At 39.9% G+C, this 17368-nt stretch carries 13 protein-coding genes; 12 read left to right on the forward strand and 1 reads right to left on the reverse strand.

Features of this window, described 5'->3' with window-relative positions; all coding sequences use genetic code 11:
• Positions 1–158 precede the first annotated feature (158 nt).
• The 5 genes from sufC (at position 159) to sufB (ending at position 5686) form a co-directional block, all read left to right on the forward strand.
• The gene (gene sufC, locus ACPC57_RS00570) at positions 159–932 is read left to right on the forward strand and encodes a Fe-S cluster assembly ATPase SufC (protein ID WP_171989104.1); all 774 of its coding nucleotides are present in this window, start codon (positions 159–161) and stop codon (positions 930–932) included.
• A 16-nt stretch (positions 933–948) separates the two neighbouring features.
• Positions 949–2211 carry a Fe-S cluster assembly protein SufD gene (gene sufD / locus ACPC57_RS00575; RefSeq protein ID WP_217374211.1) on the forward strand — a complete coding sequence of 421 codons (1263 nt, stop codon included), beginning with the start codon at positions 949–951 and terminating at the stop codon, positions 2209–2211.
• 4 nt (positions 2212–2215) lie between these two features.
• On the forward strand, positions 2216–3442 hold the full coding sequence (locus tag ACPC57_RS00580; RefSeq protein ID WP_434066081.1) for a cysteine desulfurase: 1227 nt from the start codon (positions 2216–2218) through the stop codon (positions 3440–3442).
• Positions 3429–3869: a Fe-S cluster assembly sulfur transfer protein SufU gene (gene sufU / locus ACPC57_RS00585; protein WP_434065136.1), complete on the forward strand. Its 441-nt coding sequence runs from the start codon at positions 3429–3431 to the stop codon at positions 3867–3869. The genes ACPC57_RS00580 and sufU overlap by 14 nt, the downstream gene beginning before the upstream one ends.
• Before the next feature lie 401 nt (positions 3870–4270).
• A complete protein-coding gene (gene sufB / locus ACPC57_RS00590) occupies positions 4271–5686 on the forward strand; it encodes a Fe-S cluster assembly protein SufB (protein WP_434066082.1) in 1416 nt (471 codons plus the stop codon).
• A gap of 681 nt (positions 5687–6367) precedes the next feature.
• On the opposite strand, the gene pbp3 is transcribed toward sufB, so the two are convergent.
• On the reverse strand, positions 6368–7609 hold the full coding sequence (gene pbp3 / locus ACPC57_RS00595) for a D-alanyl-D-alanine carboxypeptidase PBP3 (protein WP_434066083.1): 1242 nt from the start codon (positions 7607–7609) through the stop codon (positions 6368–6370).
• Positions 7610–7820: 211 nt separating this feature from the next.
• Here pbp3 and ACPC57_RS00600 point away from each other — a divergent pair, with 211 nt between their 5' ends.
• The 7 genes from ACPC57_RS00600 to ACPC57_RS00630 all read left to right on the forward strand — a co-directional run bounded on the left by ACPC57_RS00600 (position 7821) and on the right by ACPC57_RS00630 (position 16724).
• A complete protein-coding gene (locus tag ACPC57_RS00600; protein WP_217374207.1) occupies positions 7821–9614 on the forward strand; it encodes an oligopeptide ABC transporter substrate-binding protein in 1794 nt (597 codons plus the stop codon).
• 259 nt (positions 9615–9873) lie between these two features.
• Positions 9874–10893, forward strand: a complete 1020-nt coding sequence (locus tag ACPC57_RS00605) for an ABC transporter ATP-binding protein (protein WP_434066084.1) — start codon at positions 9874–9876, stop codon at positions 10891–10893.
• A gap of 2 nt (positions 10894–10895) precedes the next feature.
• Positions 10896–11837 carry an ATP-binding cassette domain-containing protein gene (locus ACPC57_RS00610; protein ID WP_302480027.1) on the forward strand — a complete coding sequence of 314 codons (942 nt, stop codon included), beginning with the start codon at positions 10896–10898 and terminating at the stop codon, positions 11835–11837.
• Between the two features lies 1 nt (position 11838).
• The gene (gene opp4B, locus ACPC57_RS00615) at positions 11839–12795 is read left to right on the forward strand and encodes an oligopeptide ABC transporter permease (RefSeq protein WP_217374205.1); all 957 of its coding nucleotides are present in this window, start codon (positions 11839–11841) and stop codon (positions 12793–12795) included.
• A gap of 13 nt (positions 12796–12808) precedes the next feature.
• Entirely contained in the window at positions 12809–13711 is a 903-nt protein-coding gene (locus ACPC57_RS00620) for an ABC transporter permease (RefSeq protein WP_418127578.1), read from the forward strand.
• Between the two features lie 155 nt (positions 13712–13866).
• Positions 13867–15351, forward strand: a complete 1485-nt coding sequence (gene thrC / locus ACPC57_RS00625) for a threonine synthase (protein ID WP_434066085.1) — start codon at positions 13867–13869, stop codon at positions 15349–15351.
• Positions 15352–15455: 104 nt separating this feature from the next.
• Positions 15456–16724 (forward strand): MATE family efflux transporter, encoded by a 1269-nt coding sequence (locus tag ACPC57_RS00630; protein WP_434066086.1) that lies wholly within the window; start codon positions 15456–15458, stop codon positions 16722–16724.
• The last annotated feature ends 644 nt before the right edge of the window (positions 16725–17368 follow it).

Consider the following 17368-nt stretch of genomic DNA (forward strand, 5'->3'; position numbering starts at 1 on the left):
AAGAAAGAGCCCTTTGGCTCTTTTTTTGATATAATGTAAAAGATATGATTTATTAAAATTGTCAGAAAAGACTATAAAAATAAATCCATGCCCGATAAAAACACAATGTAAAGATACGTATAGTTTTTAACGAGGATAAACAATACAAGGAGTGTAGTATGTCAGTATTAGAAATCAAAGACCTTCATGTGGAAATTGAAGGCAAAGAAATCCTAAAAGGTGTGAATTTGACCTTGAAAACAGGTGAAATTGCAGCTATCATGGGACCTAACGGAACAGGAAAATCCACCCTTTCAGCAGCGATTATGGGTAATCCAAGTTATGAAGTTACCCAAGGTGAGATTCTTTTTGATGGTGTAAACATTTTGGAATTAGAAGTTGATGAACGTGCCCGTATGGGACTCTTCTTGGCTATGCAATACCCATCAGAAATCCCAGGCATCACTAATGCAGAGTTCCTCCGAGCAGCTATGAATGCTGGTAAAGAAGATGAGGACAAGATTTCAGTTCGTGATTTCATCACTAAGCTGGATGAAAAAATGGAACTTTTAAACATGAAAGAAGAAATGGCAGAGCGTTACCTCAATGAAGGCTTCTCAGGTGGTGAAAAGAAACGTAACGAAATTTTGCAATTGCTTATGTTGGAACCGACTTTTGCACTTCTTGATGAGATTGACTCAGGGTTGGATATTGATGCGCTTAAAGTGGTTTCAAAAGGAATCAATGCTATGCGTGGCGAAGGCTTTGGTGCAATGATCATTACCCACTACCAACGATTGTTGAACTACATTACACCTGACGTTGTTCATGTCATGATGGAAGGACGTGTTGTTCTTTCAGGCGGACCAGAATTGGCACAACGTTTGGAAAATGAAGGTTACGTACAAGTAGCTGCCGAACTTGGCATTGACTACAAAGAAGATGACATTTAGGTCTTTGGAGGGATATATGACCAAAGATAGAATTCAAGAATTTTCATTAGAACAGGCAGAGCCAGTTTGGTTGACAGATCTCCGTCTCAAGGCCTTTGAAAAAGTATCCGAGCTAGACTTGCCAGTTGTTGAGCGCGTTAAATTTCACCGTTGGAATTTAGGAGATGGACGTTTGGAAACCAATGATGCAATTGGTTCAGTTCCAGATTTTACAGAGCTTGGTGATAATCCGAAATTGGTGCAAGTTGGCAGTCAAACTGTTTTAGAGCAGTTACCGATGGATTTGGTGGAACAGGGCGTCGTCTTTACAGATTTTGCATCTGCCATGGATGTGATTCCAGATGTCATTGAGAAATACTTAGGTGCAGCTGTTGCATATGATGAACACAAACTTTCAGCTTACAATACAGCCTATTTTAATGCAACTGCAATACTCTATGTTCCAGACCATGTCGAAATTGAGCAACCTGTTGAAGCTTTATTCTACCAAGACAGCACCAGTCCGGTTGCCTTTAACAAGCGGGTTTTAATTATTGCTGGGAAAAATGCCAAGCTCAATTATTTAGAACGTTTTGAAAGTTTGGGCGATGGAAATGTGGCTAGTTCCGCCAACATTGTTGTTGAAATCATTGCACAAGCGGGGAGTCAAATTAAATTTGCTGCGATTGATCGCTTAGGAAAGCATTTAGATACCTATATCGCACGTCGCGGTTTACTTGGTAATGATGCAAGTATTGATTGGGCAATCGGCTTAATGAACCAAGGAAATGTCGTTGCCGATTTTGATAGTGATTTAAAAGGAAATGGAAGTCATGCGAACCTCAAAGTGGTAGCTTTATCATCTGGTCGTCAAGTGCAAGGTGTGGATACACGGGTAACCAACTATGGCCATAATTCGGTGGGGCATATTCTTCAACATGGTGTTATTTTAGAGAGTGGAACGTTAACCTTTAATGGGATTGGCCACATTATTCGTGGTGCCAAAGGTGCTGATGCTCAACAAGAAAGCCGTGTGTTGATGTTGTCGGATAAGGCGCGATCAGATGCTAATCCAATACTCCTTATTGATGAGAATGAAGTAACTGCGGGTCACGCGGCCTCCATTGGTCAGGTTGATCCAGAGGACATGTATTATCTCATGAGTCGCGGTTTGGATCGTGCAACAGCGGAGCGTTTAGTTGTTCGTGGTTTCCTTGGGTCTGTTATTACAGAAATTCCGGTGAAGGAAGTTCGTGATGAACTAGTCGCAGTAATTGATGAAATATTAACAAAGAGATAAGTTTATGAACGAATTGAATAGTATTAGCAAGGATTTTCCAATTTTAGACCAGTTTGTCAATGATGAGCCCTTGGTTTATTTGGATAATGCTGCGACCACCCAAAAACCTCAGCAGGTTCTAGACGTACTTGCTGACTACTATCAACAGGATAATGCCAATGTTCACCGAGGGGTGCATACCCTTTCAGAGCGGGCAACAGCTCGGTATGAAGCTGCTCGTCAAACGGTTGCAGATTTTATTCATGCAAAATCAAGCAAGGAAATTCTCTTTACTCGAGGAACAACAACGAGTTTAAACTGGGTTGCTCAGTTTGCTAGAGAAATTCTACAGCCAGACGATGAAGTAATCATTTCCGTCCAGGAGCATCATTCAAATATCATTCCTTGGCAACAAGCCTGTCAACAAACCGGTGCACATCTCCGATATGTTTATCTACGAGATGGTGAAATTGATATAGAACACTTGAAATTACTTTTGTCTTCTAAAACTAAGTTTGTCTCCATTGCCCATATTTCCAATGTTTTGGGGGCAATTGCACCCATTAAGCAAATTGCAACTTTGGTACACGAAGTAGGAGCTTATTTGGTAGTGGATGGAGCACAATCAGCTCCACACATAGCTATTGATGTTCATGATTTAGATGTTGATTTCTTTGCTTTTTCAGGCCACAAGATGTTAGGGCCAACTGGAATAGGGGTACTTTATGGTAAGGAAGAGATTTTGAACCAGATGTCTCCTGTTGAATTTGGTGGTGAGATGATTGACTTTGTCTATGAGCAATCAGCTACGTGGAAAGAATTACCATGGAAGTTTGAGGCAGGAACTCCGAATATAGCAGGTGCGATTGGTCTTGCAGCAGCGATTGATTATTTGAATCAAATTGGTATGGATAGAGTTCGTGAGCATGAAGAAGAACTCATTACCTATCTTTGGCCGAAACTAAAGGCCATTCCTGGTTTAACAATATATGGAAGTCAGGATGTAGCCAAAAGAACTGGACTTGTTGCCTTTAACTTAGATCATCTACATCCTCACGATGTAGCTACGGCTCTGGATTATGAAGGAGTTGCCGTAAGAGCAGGACACCATTGTGCTCAGCCTCTCCTCAAGTATTTGCAGGTACCTGCTACAGTTCGAGCAAGTTTCTACATATACAATACAAAGGCTGATTGCGACAAGTTGGTCGAGGCTTTGATAAAGACGAAGGAGTTTTTCAATGGCCCTATCTAGATTAGATTCTCTTTATATGGCAGTTGTTTCAGAACACTCTAAGTCGCCTCATCACCATGGAAGTTTGGACGGAGTGGAAAAGCTAGAACTTCACAATCCAACCTGTGGAGATGTGATCGAATTGTCTGTCAAAGTTGAAGATGGTGTTATAACAGACATTGCGTTTGATGGAGAAGGGTGCACTATTTCAACTGCATCGGCTTCAATGATGACGGATGCCGTTATTGGAAAAGAAAAAAGACACGTGCAAGAATTAGCAGAAGTCTTTTCACAAATGGTCCAAGGTCAAAAAGATGAACGCCAAAAGGAACTGCAAGATGCCTCATTATTAGCTGGTGTCGCAAAATTCCCTCAACGCATCAAATGTGCTACTTTACCATGGAATGCCCTGGAGAAAGCACTGGAACGTAGTGAGAGTACTGACTGAAGGGGGACTGCGACATGAGCGATTTTGGTCGATAATACCAAAATCAGCTAATTAGCTCCAAAGGTTTGGGGAACCTTTGGAGGTTGGAAATGAAGCGAACGTAGTTCGTGTCATTGATAGAACATAACATTCTCTTTGCGAAACATGGATTCAAATAGCAAGTCCCAACCAAGTTTAGTGTCTTGAAGAAAGCACTGGAACGCAGTGAGAGTGCTGACTGAAAACCAATAAAATAACAAAAACGAAAATCATACAGAAAGGATTGTTCAGTTTCTGATTGGAATTGAAATTGAACTCGCCCTAAGAGCTTATGAAAAAAGATAAATCTCCTCGTGTGTTTGCACACGAAATCGAATCTCTATTTTTCATTTGCTTTCTTAACGGGCTTAGTATCTTAAATTATGTCAGAAGAAAGAATAGAACCAACCCCGATTGATCTTGGGGAATACAAATTTGGATTCCATGATGAAAACGTGGAACTGGTAGCTTCGACTGGTAAGGGTTTGAACGAAGAAGTCATTCGTGAAATGTCCCGTATCAAAGAGGAGCCTGAATGGATGTTGGAATTCCGTTTAAAATCCTATGAAACCTTCAAGAAAATGCCTATGCAGACTTGGGGGGCCGATCTATCCGAACTAGATTTTGATGATATTGTTTACTATCAAAAACCGTCGGATAAGCCAGCACGTAGCTGGGATGATGTGCCAGATAAAATCAAGGAAACCTTTGAACGCATTGGTATTCCAGAAGCTGAGCGTACTTACCTGGCAGGTGCTTCTGCCCAGTACGAATCAGAAGTAGTCTACCACAACATGAAGGAAGAGTACGACAAGCACGGCATTATCTTTACAGATACAGATACAGCGCTTAAGGAACACCCTGAACTCTTCAAAAAATACTTTGGAAAACTCGTTCCACCGTCAGACAATAAACTAGCCGCCCTCAACTCAGCGGTTTGGTCAGGCGGGACCTTCATCTATGTACCAAAAGGCGTTAAGTTAGATATTCCACTCCAAACCTACTTCCGTATTAACAATGAAGGAACAGGTCAGTTTGAACGTACCCTCATCATCGTAGATGAAGGTGCAAGCGTTCACTACGTAGAAGGCTGTACCGCTCCGACTTACTCAACGGCCAGCCTCCACGCTGCCATTGTGGAAATCATTGCCCATGAAGGTGCCTATATGCGGTACACGACCATTCAAAACTGGTCTGACAACGTTTATAATTTGGTAACCAAGCGTGCCCGTGCCGAAAAAAATGCCACAGTTGAGTGGATTGACGGTAACCTTGGTGCCAAGACGACTATGAAATACCCTGCGGTATACTTGGAAGGCGAAGGTGCCCGTGGAACTATGCTGTCAATAGCTTTTGCCAACAAAGGACAAGTCCAAGATACAGGTGCTAAGATGATTCACAACGCACCACGGACTTCATCTTCTATCGTATCTAAATCTATTGCCCGTGGCGGTGGGGAAGTGAATTATCGTGGTCAAGTAACTTTTGCTAAAAATTCAGCCAAGTCGATTAGCCATATTGAATGTGATACCATTATTATGGATGGAATTTCTAAATCAGATACAATCCCATTCAATGAAATTCACAACTCGCAGGTGGCCCTCGAACACGAAGCCAAAGTATCAAAAATCTCAGAAGAACAGCTTTACTACCTCATGAGCCGAGGCCTATCCGAATCCGAAGCAACAGAGATGATTGTCATGGGCTTTGTCGAACCATTCACCAAAGAACTCCCAATGGAATACGCAGTTGAACTTAACAGATTGATTGCCTATGAGATGGAGGGGTCGGTTGGTTAGATTTTTGGCAATTTAGCAAACATGAGTTTGCTAAAAGCCAAAAAATCTCCAACCGAGGTTGGAGATAAGGAGCGACGGAAGTCGCTCTTCTTTGTAATTCAGATAACCTTGTGACTCAAGCAGCTTTAAAGCTGTTCAAGCCCGTCAAACTACCCACTGAAGTAGGAGATGAGGAGCGATGGCAGTCGCTCTTCTTTGTAATTCAGATAACCTTGTGACTCAAATAGCTTTAAAGCTGTTCAAGCCCGTCAAACTCCCCACTGAAGTAGGAGATGAGGAGCGACTGCAGTCGCTCTTCTTTATAAATTGACGAATGGAATTGTTACCTTCCACGCTCGTCGTTTTCTGTAAGAAAACGATATGTAGCTAGGAGTTTCGTAGAAACTCTCTCCAACCGAGGTGGGAGATAGGGAGCGATGGAAATCGCTCTTCTCTATAAATAACATAGTCTGGGAGACTATTTTTATCCTACTGACGTCACTTCCTGTAAGGAAGCGATATGTAATAAGGAGTTCCGCAGGAACTCCCGCCAAGGAAGTAGGAAATAAGGAGCGACGGGAGTCGCTCATAATAAAAAACGCATAAAATCACCTGTTCCTATGAAAGAACGATGGTTTATGCGTTTTTTATATGAATTATTTCAAAGTATGTTGAAAAATGAGCATCCCCATTTTAAAACGATTATAATTTTTCATTGACATATCTCACAAATTGATTCCACCAAGAGACTGGCCAAGGAGCTGTCTTGATTGTAGTTGGTATTGCCATATCAATTTGGGCTATGTTGTCAAGATAGCCTACACCTATTAAATCGTTATCAATAATTTTTAGTTGCCCCACAACAGTTCCAGACGTGATAGGTGCATCAAATTCAGACTGATTAGAGGTGAAAGTGGCAGTAACGGGTTGTTCAGAGGTATTCTTTTGAATAGCAAGTAAGTCGGCGGTTGCAACGGCAGGACTGGATGCTTTAGTACCATTGAATAGTTTAACAGAGCTATTCTCAAAAGCTTCCCCTTTTTTTACGAGAGTAATAGCTGAGTAATTATTATAGACATAATTCATCAGGTTATTTGTTTCTACAAAACGATTATCTGAATTTGTCAACCCATCAGTAGCATTTAGTACCACTGTAATAATTCTCATATTGGCTTGAATTGTCGTGGCTACAAAACTTGATCCAGCTGAATTAGAAGTACCAGTTTTCAAACCATCAACACCACCACGAGCGTGAGTCCCCTCGCTAAGCATTTGATTTGTACTATAGTAGGTATATTCACCAAAATCGTAGGCATTCAATGAAGTGATATTTAAGACTTGGGGATAGTCCAGAATTAGACGTCTTGCAATAATTGCTACGTCTAAAGCAGAAAATTGATTGGAGTCATCAGGTTTTGAACCAGGGTAGATATTCTCCCCTAAGTCAGAATTGTCAAGACCAGAAGTATTGACAATCGTTGCATCAGTAATTCCCCATTCAGCGACCTTAGCTTTCATTTTGTCAACAAAAGCAGCTTCGCTTCCAGCAATTTTCTCAGCTAACGCAATAATCGCACTATTAGAAGAAGTAATCAGAGATGCATTCAGCAAATCGCTGACAGAATAAGAGCGGGCATCAAGGTTTACATTGCTCAATTCTGTATTGGCAGTTAAGCTATATGGATAGTCTGATATATCCACCATAGTATCTAATTGAATTTCTCCTTTTTCTAAAGCCTCATAAACCAAGTAAACACTCAGCAGCTTACTGATGGAAGCAATACTAGCAGGTGTTTGTGCATCTTGTTCATATAAAACCTTGCCTGTTGAAACTTCTACTGCAATAGCATGTTTGGCAGCAATTGAAAAGTCCTCAGCAAGTACAGGGGTGATGCCAAGAAAAAGAGTGAACATTGTTAGCAGTGATAAAAATATTTTACGCATTATGAATCCTTTAACCTCATTTCTTTACCATTATATCACAAGAATTGTGAGATAAAATCTGAAAATAAATAGAAAAAGATTAGAAAAAACTGAAAAATCTGTTTTTTGTAAAATTTTCTGACAAAAAGACGTGATTTAAGAAAATTTTATGATATAATAATTCCATAAGACATTGTACTAAATGTCGAATTATATGAAACAGAGGTGTTCTATGAAAAAGACGACTAAATTATTTGCTCTAGCGGGTGTAACGCTTCTTTCGGCATCTGTACTTGCTGCGTGTGGTTCTAAATCTTCTTCTAGCTCTGAGACAGCAGAGTTATCTTTCCCAGCAGAAGTAAAACAAGATGGTACAGCAGTTGCTGAGTCACAATTGAAATATGCTTTGGTATCAGCATCAACTTCATCAGGTCTGTTAATTGATGAATTAACAGAGACTACGACTGACTCAACCTTTGGTGGAATGGTTGATATTTCAATGTTTGGTTACGATGGGGATCGTAAGTTGGATGATTCAGGTCTCGCGAAAGCGGAGTTTGATGTTGATGGCAAGAAAATCACTGTTAGCTTGACTGGTAAAGACTATAAGTGGTCTGATGGCGAACCATTTACAATTGATGACTATATTTTCACAATTAAAGCAATGGCAAGCAAAGATTACACAGGTGTTCGTTTTGATGATAAATTCTTGAACATTGTGGGTATGGATGAATTTGTTGCTGGCACAGCTTCAGATATCTCAGGTCTTAAAAAAGTTGACGATTATACTGTAGAATTGACCGTTAAAGAAATGTCACCTTCAATGATGTATGCTGGTGGCGATGTGCCTGCATATGTTCAACCAGAACATATTTACAAAGATATTCCGGTTGCAGAATGGGAAAGCAGTGAGTACTCACGTACTGCAAAATTAGTCGGTATGGGTCCATGGAAAATCAAAGAAATCGTTAATGGTGAGTCTATCACCTACGTTCCTAATGAATACTACTTCAAAGGAACAACTCCTAAAACAAGTTCATTGAAGATTGATATTGTATCACCGGATACGATTGTTTCTGAAATGAAAGCTGGTAACTATGATATAGCCCAAATGCCAGCAGACCAGTTGGATTCTTACAAGGATGCCTCTAACCTTAACCTTGTTGGATCTCTAGAATCTTCATATGAATACATCTCATTCAACCTTGGTAAATATGATGAAGCATCTGGAAAGAATATCATGGATGAAAATGCTAAGATGAATGACGTGAAACTTCGTCAAGCGATTGCGTATGCGATTGATACGAAAACAGCTGGTGAGAAACTCTATAATGGACTTTATCACCCAGCAACTTCATTAATCATCTCGTTCTTTGGTGATCTTCATGATTCTGAATTGGAAGGCTACTCATATGATCCAGATAAGGCTAATGAGCTATTAGATGAAGCTGGCTATAAAGATGTTGATGGTGATGGTATTCGTGAAGGCAAAGACGGAAAAGAATTTAAAATTACATTTGCTGCTCGTAAACGTACTGAGGCGAACGAAGCACTTGTTCAACAATACATTGCTTGGTGGAAAGAAGTTGGTTTGAATGTTGACTTGTATACTGGTCGAACTTTAGAAATCAACACATTCTATGATGCAGTCCAAGCTAATGATCCGTCTATCGACATGTATGCTGGTGGATGGTCAACTGGTTACGATCCAAACCCTAATGGACTTTGGGGAGAAACTGCACCATTTAACATGTCACGTTTTGTAGATGAAAAGAATACTGAGTTATTGGATGCGATTGGTTCTGTTGCTTCATTTGATGAGAAAACAAACTTGAAGAACTACAAAGCATGGCAAGAATATGCTTTTGAACAAGCGTTTGCTATTCCAACATTTGAATCAGAAGCAATTACTGCACTGAATAAGCGCGTTAAAAACTTTGACACTAACTATGGTTCCGCATCAGAAAATGGTATCGCGTTAGAAAACATAGAACTCACAGCTGATAAAGGTGTAGCAGCTGAATAAGGTTGAGTTTTAATAATAATTTGAAAAAAGCCAACTCGTTTGGCTTTTTTCAAATAACTGTTGGAATTTTCAGATAGTTATGGTATAGTAGATAAGGTATACTAAGTACGAACGTTTCGTTTTTTGAGCAAAAGGTACCCGTTTACATGTTTAATGAAACACTTGATTGATTAGTATAACTTGTTATCAAATTGGCTGACCATATTCTTCAGGAAATTGAATTTTGTAAGTATTAGTATTGAATAGGGTTGGTTAGCTGATGAAAAAAGGAGGAGAAAGCGTGGCTACTGAAAAAAAGCTTTTGGACATTAAAGATTTGCATGTCGGTTTCCGTATTGGAGATGACTATTTTGATGCTGTAGATGGTGTTGATATTTCATTGCAAGAAAATGAAATTTTGGCAATCGTTGGGGAATCAGGATGTGGTAAATCAACTTTAGCAACAACAATTATGGGGTTGCACAATCCCTTGAATACCAAAATTACAGGGAGCATCCAGTACAATGATATGGAATTGATAGGAATGGATGAAGCTAAGTACAATACAGTGCGTGGCAATGATATTGGTATGATTTTCCAAGATCCTTTGGCTTCTCTAAACCCATTGATGACGATTGGTGCACAGATTGATGAAGCACTTTTCTATCACACTGATTTAGACTCCAGTGCACGTACAGAACGTGTTTTAGAATTGTTGGCTCAAGTTGGAATTCCAAATCCAAAGCGGACATTTAAACAATATCCCCATGAACTTTCAGGCGGTATGCGTCAGCGGATAATTATAGCTATGGCATTATCTTGTAAACCTCCAATTATCATTGCGGATGAACCAACTACTGCATTAGATGTTACGATTCAAGCACAGATTTTGGATCTCCTAAATGATATTCAAGCTGAAACGGGTTCAGGTATCATTTTGATTACCCATGATTTGGGAGTTGTGGCAGAGACTGCTGATCGCGTAGCAGTTATGTACGGTGGACAATTTGTAGAGGTTGCACCAGTTGAGGAATTATTTACAAATCCGAAACACCCGTACACTCGTTCACTACTGAAATCAAATCCACAAACAGGTAGTGAGGGTGGAGAACTTCATGTAATTGAAGGGATTGTACCACCAATTACAAAAATGCTTCGTACAGGTTGCCGCTTTGCTCCACGCATTCCATGGATTGGTGCAGAAGCACATGAAGAAAATCCAAGCATGCATGAGATAGGTCCAAATCATTTTGTTCGTTGCACCTGCCATGAGACATTCTATTTTAAAGAGGAGGCCTAATAGTGGGATTTATTGAAGTAAAAGATTTGAAAGTCCATTATCCAATTCGTAGTGGCTTCTTCAACCGTGTTACAGACCATGTTTATGCTGTAGATGGTATTAATATTGAGTTTGATGAAGGTAAAACGTATGGTTTAGTTGGTGAATCAGGATCAGGAAAATCAACCATTGGTAAGGCAATTATTGGTTTGGAACGTGCGACCTCAGGTCAGATTTTCTATGAAGGAAAAGATGTAACGAATAATTCTCGTGGTAAGAAAGGCAACTTTAACCGCGATGTTCAAATGATTTTCCAAGATTCACTTTCTAGTTTTAATCCTAAAAAACGTATTTTGGACATTATTGCAGAGCCAATTCGTAATTTTGATCGTCTTTCACCCGATGAAGAAAAGAGAAAAGTTCTTCAATTGTTGGACACAATTGGTTTAAATGAAGAAGCACTCATCAAATATCCTCATGAATTCTCAGGTGGTCAACGCCAACGTATTGGTGTTGCACGTGCTTTGGCAAGTAACCCTCGATTAATAATTGCGGATGAGCCTGTTTCTGCCTTGGACCTATCTGTTCAAGCGCAAGTATTGAATTATATGAAGCGCATCCAAGATGAATTCAAACTAAGCTATTTATTTATTTCCCACGACCTTGGTGTTGTACAACACATGTGTGATGAGCTTTTCATTATGTATCGCGGTCGTTTTGTTGAAACAGGAAATAAGAGTGATATCTATACGAATCCTCAACACATTTACACCAAGCGATTGTTGTCTGCTATTCCGTCGATTGATCCAGTCAATCGTCTAAAGAATAAAGAAAAGCGTTTGGCTGCTGAAAAAGAATATCAAGAAATGCAAGGCCGTTACTATGATGAAAACGGTCGTGTGTATGATTTAAAAGCCTTTTCGGCAACTCATCAGGTAGCCCTTCCAGAAGGAGGTAAGAACTAAGATGTGGAAAACAATATTACGTCGTTTGCTCATGATGATTCCGCAAATTATTATTTTGAGTGTCATTGCTTTCCTTGTTGCTAAGATGATGCCAGGTGATCCGTTTACAGGTATGATTGATCCAAACATTGACCCTGCAATTATTGAACAAAAACGTATCGCAGCTGGGTATTATGATCCAATCCATATTCAGTATTTCCGTTGGGTTGGTAATTTATTGCAAGGTGATTTTGGTCAAAGTATCCTATTTAAACAACCTGTTATTGATGTGATTATACAACGTTTGAATAACACAATTTGGTTGTCGCTTTTAACCATGGTATTGACCTATCTTATTGCACTCCCGTTGGGTATGATAGCGGGTCGTTATCAAAACTCATTGGCAGATAAAATTATTGGTGTATATAACTTCTTGACTTTCTCTACTCCAATCTTTGTATTTGCGATTCTTATGCTATGGATGTTTGGTTTTAGTCTAGGATGGTTCCCAACCCGGGGATCTATTGGAGGTGGTGTAGAAGGATTCGCAGCTATATTGAGTCGCCTGCACCATATGATTCTCCCTGCAATTACGATGGCTATTCTGTCGACGACGGTCACAATTCAATATCTCCGCACAGGAATTATTGATGCAAAAAGTCAAGATTATGTACGTACAGCTCGAGCTAAAGGTGTTCCAGAGAGAGTAGTTTATAACCGACATATTTTCCGTAACTCCATTCTGCCGATTGCGTCATTCTTAGGCTATGAATTGACTGGTTTAATCGGAGGTTCAATCTTTATCGAAAATATTTTTACTTATCCCGGTATTGGTCAATTGTTCTTCAACTCTATCTCAAGCCGTGACTATAGTGTCATCTTGGCTCTCTTGTTAATTTTTGGTATGGGTACCTTGCTGGGGACATTGATTTCAGATATTATCATGAGTATTGTAGACCCACGTATCCGTGTGAAGTAGAAGGAGGAGAATGGTGAGTAAAGATAAGAAAAAACAAGTACAATCAGCTTCAACTCCTCCTGGCGGTTTCCGTGTCATTGTCCGAGAGTTTACGAAGGATAAGCTTGCATTAGCTTCATTCTTTATCTTGGTGACAGTTCTATTGGCAGTCTTTATTGGTGCCTTAGTATTGGATCAGGAACAAGTTATGAAAGTAAATCTATTAGGACGCTACTTGGAACCAGGGGTTGATGGATATATTTTAGGAACCGATGAAGGCGGTAAGGACATTTTTGGTCAGTTAATCATCGGAGCACGCAATTCAATTGTAATAGGTTTTGCCATAACAATCATTACTAGTATAGTAGGTATCTCAATCGGTCTGATTTCGGGTTATTATGGTGGGCGTTTGGATGGCCTCTTAATGCGTATAGTAGACTTTATCATGATTTTACCAGTTACAATGCTTATTATTGTATTCGTAACTGTAATCAAAGATTATACTATTTATCATTTCATTTTAATAATGAGTGCATTCTACTGGACAGCTAAGGCTCGTCTCTTCCGTACAAGGACTTTGTCAGAGGCAAGTTTGGATTATGTAAATGCATCCAAAACATTGGGAACAAGCGACTTCATGATTATGTTCCGTGAAATTTTGCCAAACTTAAGTTCATTGATTATCGTCAACCTGACCTTGAACTTTGCTGGGAATATCGGTATCGAGACTTCATTGACATATCTTGGTTTCGGTCTACCATCGACAGTACCAAGTTTAGGGACCTTGATTGCCAATGCTCGTAATGCAGATATTTTAGAGAATAAGACATGGATTTGGCTACCGGCAGCTATATTCATCCTTGTGATGATGCTCTGTATCAACTATGTCGGTCAAGCTTTCCAACGTGCAGCTGATGCTAAACAACGTTTAGGATAAAATAGACATAAAAAAATTCAAAATCAATGCGATTTTGGATTTTTTTGTTTCATCGTTAAGAAATTCTAGTAAATGAAGGAACTATTTCTCATATCTTGCCAATTTTCTGTCAATTTATGGTAGAATAGAAAAAATAGATTTTTACGAGGGATACCATGACATTAGTATATCAATCAACACGTGATGCCAAGAATACCGTATCAGCAAGTCAAGCCATTTTACAAGGGTTGGCAACTGATGGTGGGTTGTTTACCCCTATTTCCATGCCAAGGGTTGAGTTGGATTTTTCTGTACTCAAAGATGCTTCTTATCAAGATATTGCCAAGTTGATTTTGTCGGCTTTTTTGGATGATTTTACGGCAGATGAGCTGGACTACTGTATCAAAAATGCCTACGATAGCAAGTTTGACATTCCAGCTATTGCCTCAGTTGTCAAACTAAAAGGTCAGTACAACTTGGAACTTTTCCGTGGCTCAACCATTGCCTTTAAGGACATGGCACTGTCTATCTTACCTTATTTGATGACGACAGCGGCTAAAAAACATGGTCTGGAAAATGAGATTGTCATTTTAACTGCAACATCTGGTGATACAGGTAAGGCTGCTATGGCCGGTTTTGCGGATGTACCAGGTACACAAATCATCGTCTTCTACCCACGTGACGGGGTATCTAAGGTCCAAGAATTGCAGATGACTACGCAGACGGGGGCTAATACTCACGTGGTGGCCATTGATGGTAACTTTGACGATGCTCAGACTAATGTGAAGCACATGTTCAATGACGAGAATCTTCGTGCCAAGTTGGCGGATAAAAAACTCCAGTTTTCATCAGCCAACTCCATGAATATCGGTCGCTTAGTGCCACAGATTGTTTACTATGTTTATGCCTACGCTCAGCTGGTTAAGACTGGTGAGATTGCGGCGGGCGACAAGATCAATTTCACTGTTCCGACAGGGAATTTTGGGAATATCTTAGCGGCTTACTACGCTAAGCAGATCGGTCTTCCAGTTGGCAAGCTCATCTGTGCTTCCAACGACAACAATGTCCTAACCGACTTCTTCTCAACTGGTGTTTACGACAAGAACCGTACTTTCCGCGTGACCACTAGTCCATCTATGGATATTTTGGTCTCATCAAACTTGGAGCGTTTGATTTTCCACCTTTTTGGTAATGACGCTGTCAAAACAGCGGAGCTGATGGAAGCCTTGAACACAGCTGGTCAGTATGAGATACAGGGGGCTGACCCGGATATTTTATCTTTCTTTGTTGCTGCCTTTGCGACAGAAGAAGAAACTGCTGCAGAAATCAAACGTGTTTATGAGGAGTCAGGCTATATTGAAGACCCACATACGGCTGTAGCATCTGCAGTTTATAAGAAATATGTACAGCAAACTGGTGATCAGACTCCAACAGTAATTGCTTCAACAGCTAGTCCGTACAAGTTCCCTGTGGTTGCGGTTGAAGCTGTGACTGGTCAGTCAGGTTTAACTGACTTTGAAGCTCTTGCAAAATTACATGAGATTTCAGGTGTAGCCTTGCCACCAGCTGTAGATGGTTTGGAAACTGCACCGGTTCGTCACAATACCGTTGTTGCAGCTGCGGATATGCAAGCAGAAGTAGAACGATATTTGGATGTTTAATGCATGGATATTTTTATACAAACTGTTTAAACGACAGTTTGTTTTTTAAAGTAAAAATATTTAATTGAGTTGATGTTGATACCACAAAAAATGAATTGGAGAATATGAACAAAAAGATTTGCAAAGAACTAATATCAATTGCCTTTCCTGCAATGGGAGAAAACCTTCTTCAAATGTTGATGGGGATGGTGGATTCCTATTTGGTCGCCAGTCTTGGAATCGTAGCTTTATCTGGCGTATCGATTGCAAATAATCTATTAGCCGTCTATCAGGCGGTTTTTATTGCGTTAGCTGCAGCCGTTTCATCCCAATTGGCCCATGTTTTAGGAAAAGAGAAAGGAATGCAGATTACTGCCATTGTCACCGATAGTGTCAAGTTGACTGTTTATGTAGGCGTATTTCTGGGTATTTTAGCGGTTATACTAGGTCCAACATTGCTGACTAGCTTGGGGGCAGAACGTGAGGTAGCTCAACTTGGTGGTCTCTATTTGATTTTGGTCGGGGGTAGTATTTTGTTACTGGGACTTATGACCTGTTTGGGTGGAATCCTGAGAACTCTTGGTCAACCTCGTTATCCAATGTATATTAGTTTATTTTCAAATCTCCTAAATGCCGTATTTTCGGCCATTGCAGTTTTTGTACTCCATACAGGGGTGGCCGGAGTTGCTTTTGGAACTATATTGTCAAGAATAGTCGGGTGCGGTCTACTTTGGTCACGCCTCTCGATCTCTATTAAACCAAGTGCTTGGTCTGTTGATAAAGAGTTAGTTAGGCTTGCCCTACCTGCTATTGGCGAACGGTTGATGATGAGAGCAGGTGATGTAGTCATTGTAGGAATGATTACTGGTTTGGGAACGGCTGTTGTTGCTGGAAATGCGATTGGAGAAACCATTACTCAATTTAACTATATGCCCACCTTAGGAATCTCAGTAGCAACGCTTATTATGACTGCAAAGAGTAGGCAAGATTCGTTAGCTGTTCAACGGATTTATCGAATTGGTCTTGGACTCTCGCTGATTTTTATGTTCGTAATAGGAGGCATTAGTTACTTAGCAGGACCTTTACTAATTAGTCTTTTCACGATGGATGTTCAAGTGGCACAAGCTAGTCAGACGGTCTTGCTCTATTCTGTCCTTGGGGTACCTTTTACAGCAGCAACTCTTGTCTTTACAGGACTTTGGCAGGGTATGGGCAATGCTCGACTACCTTTTTATGCGACTGGTATAGGCATGTGGGTGGTTCGAATAGGTCTAGCATATTTTCTAATAAAAAATTTTCAATTAGGCTTGCCTAGTATTTGGCTTGCAACGATAGCAGATAATGCCTTTCGAGCAAGTTTTTTATATGTTCGATTCAGATACTCCACAGGATGATTTACTCTTTAAGGTTTTCATAAGAAATCTTTTAGTTCTGTTTAAGCTATGGGAGCTGTACTATCTTCAAGCTAGAAATAGCAAACAAATTCTTTTTCATATAATCTCCTAGAAAGCAGTCGGCGATGGTCGGCTGTTTTCGTGTCTTAGGTTGTTTGAAAATAATCGAGCATTCTTTAAGGTTTACATAAGAAATCTTTTAGTTCTGTTTAAGTTATGAGAGCTATACTATCTTCAAGCTAGAAATAGCAAACAACTTCTTTTTCATATAATCTCGTAGAAAGCAGTCGGCGATGGTCGGCTGTTTTCGTGTCTTAGGTTGTTTGAATATAATCGAGCATTCTTTAAGGTTTTTATAAGAAATCTTTTAGTTCTGTTTAAGTTATGAGAGCTATACTGTCTTCAAGCTAGAAATAGCAAACAAATTCTTTTTCATATAATCTCCTAGAAAGCAGTCGGCGATAGTCGGCTGTTTTCGTGTCTTAGGTTGTTTGAAAATAATCGAGCATTCTTTAAGGTTTTTATAAGAAATCTTTTAGTTTTGTTTAAGTTATGAGAGCTATACTGTCTTCAAGCTAGAAATAGCAAACAAATTCTTTTTCATATAATCTCCTAGAAAGCAGTCGGCGATAGTCGGCTGTTTT

The organism is Streptococcus sp. VTCC 12886 (assembly GCF_049893425.1).
Taxonomy (GTDB): domain Bacteria; phylum Bacillota; class Bacilli; order Lactobacillales; family Streptococcaceae; genus Streptococcus; species Streptococcus suis_AA.

What these genes read in the sequence shown, in the direction of transcription:
- pbp3 (WP_434066083.1), bottom strand. Translation starts at nt 7,609, where the DNA reads ATGCGTAAAATATTTTTATCACTGCTAACAATGTTCACTCTTTTTCTT.
- opp4B (WP_217374205.1), top strand. Translation starts at nt 11,839, where the DNA reads ATGTGGAAAACAATATTACGTCGTTTGCTCATGATGATTCCGCAAATT.
- sufB (WP_434066082.1), top strand. Translation starts at nt 4,271, where the DNA reads ATGTCAGAAGAAAGAATAGAACCAACCCCGATTGATCTTGGGGAATAC.
- ACPC57_RS00580 (WP_434066081.1), top strand. Translation starts at nt 2,216, where the DNA reads ATGAACGAATTGAATAGTATTAGCAAGGATTTTCCAATTTTAGACCAG.
- thrC (WP_434066085.1), top strand. Translation starts at nt 13,867, where the DNA reads ATGACATTAGTATATCAATCAACACGTGATGCCAAGAATACCGTATCA.
- ACPC57_RS00600 (WP_217374207.1), top strand. Translation starts at nt 7,821, where the DNA reads ATGAAAAAGACGACTAAATTATTTGCTCTAGCGGGTGTAACGCTTCTT.
- ACPC57_RS00630 (WP_434066086.1), top strand. Translation starts at nt 15,456, where the DNA reads ATGAACAAAAAGATTTGCAAAGAACTAATATCAATTGCCTTTCCTGCA.
- sufD (WP_217374211.1), top strand. Translation starts at nt 949, where the DNA reads ATGACCAAAGATAGAATTCAAGAATTTTCATTAGAACAGGCAGAGCCA.
- sufU (WP_434065136.1), top strand. Translation starts at nt 3,429, where the DNA reads ATGGCCCTATCTAGATTAGATTCTCTTTATATGGCAGTTGTTTCAGAA.
- ACPC57_RS00605 (WP_434066084.1), top strand. Translation starts at nt 9,874, where the DNA reads ATGAAAAAAGGAGGAGAAAGCGTGGCTACTGAAAAAAAGCTTTTGGAC.
- sufC (WP_171989104.1), top strand. Translation starts at nt 159, where the DNA reads ATGTCAGTATTAGAAATCAAAGACCTTCATGTGGAAATTGAAGGCAAA.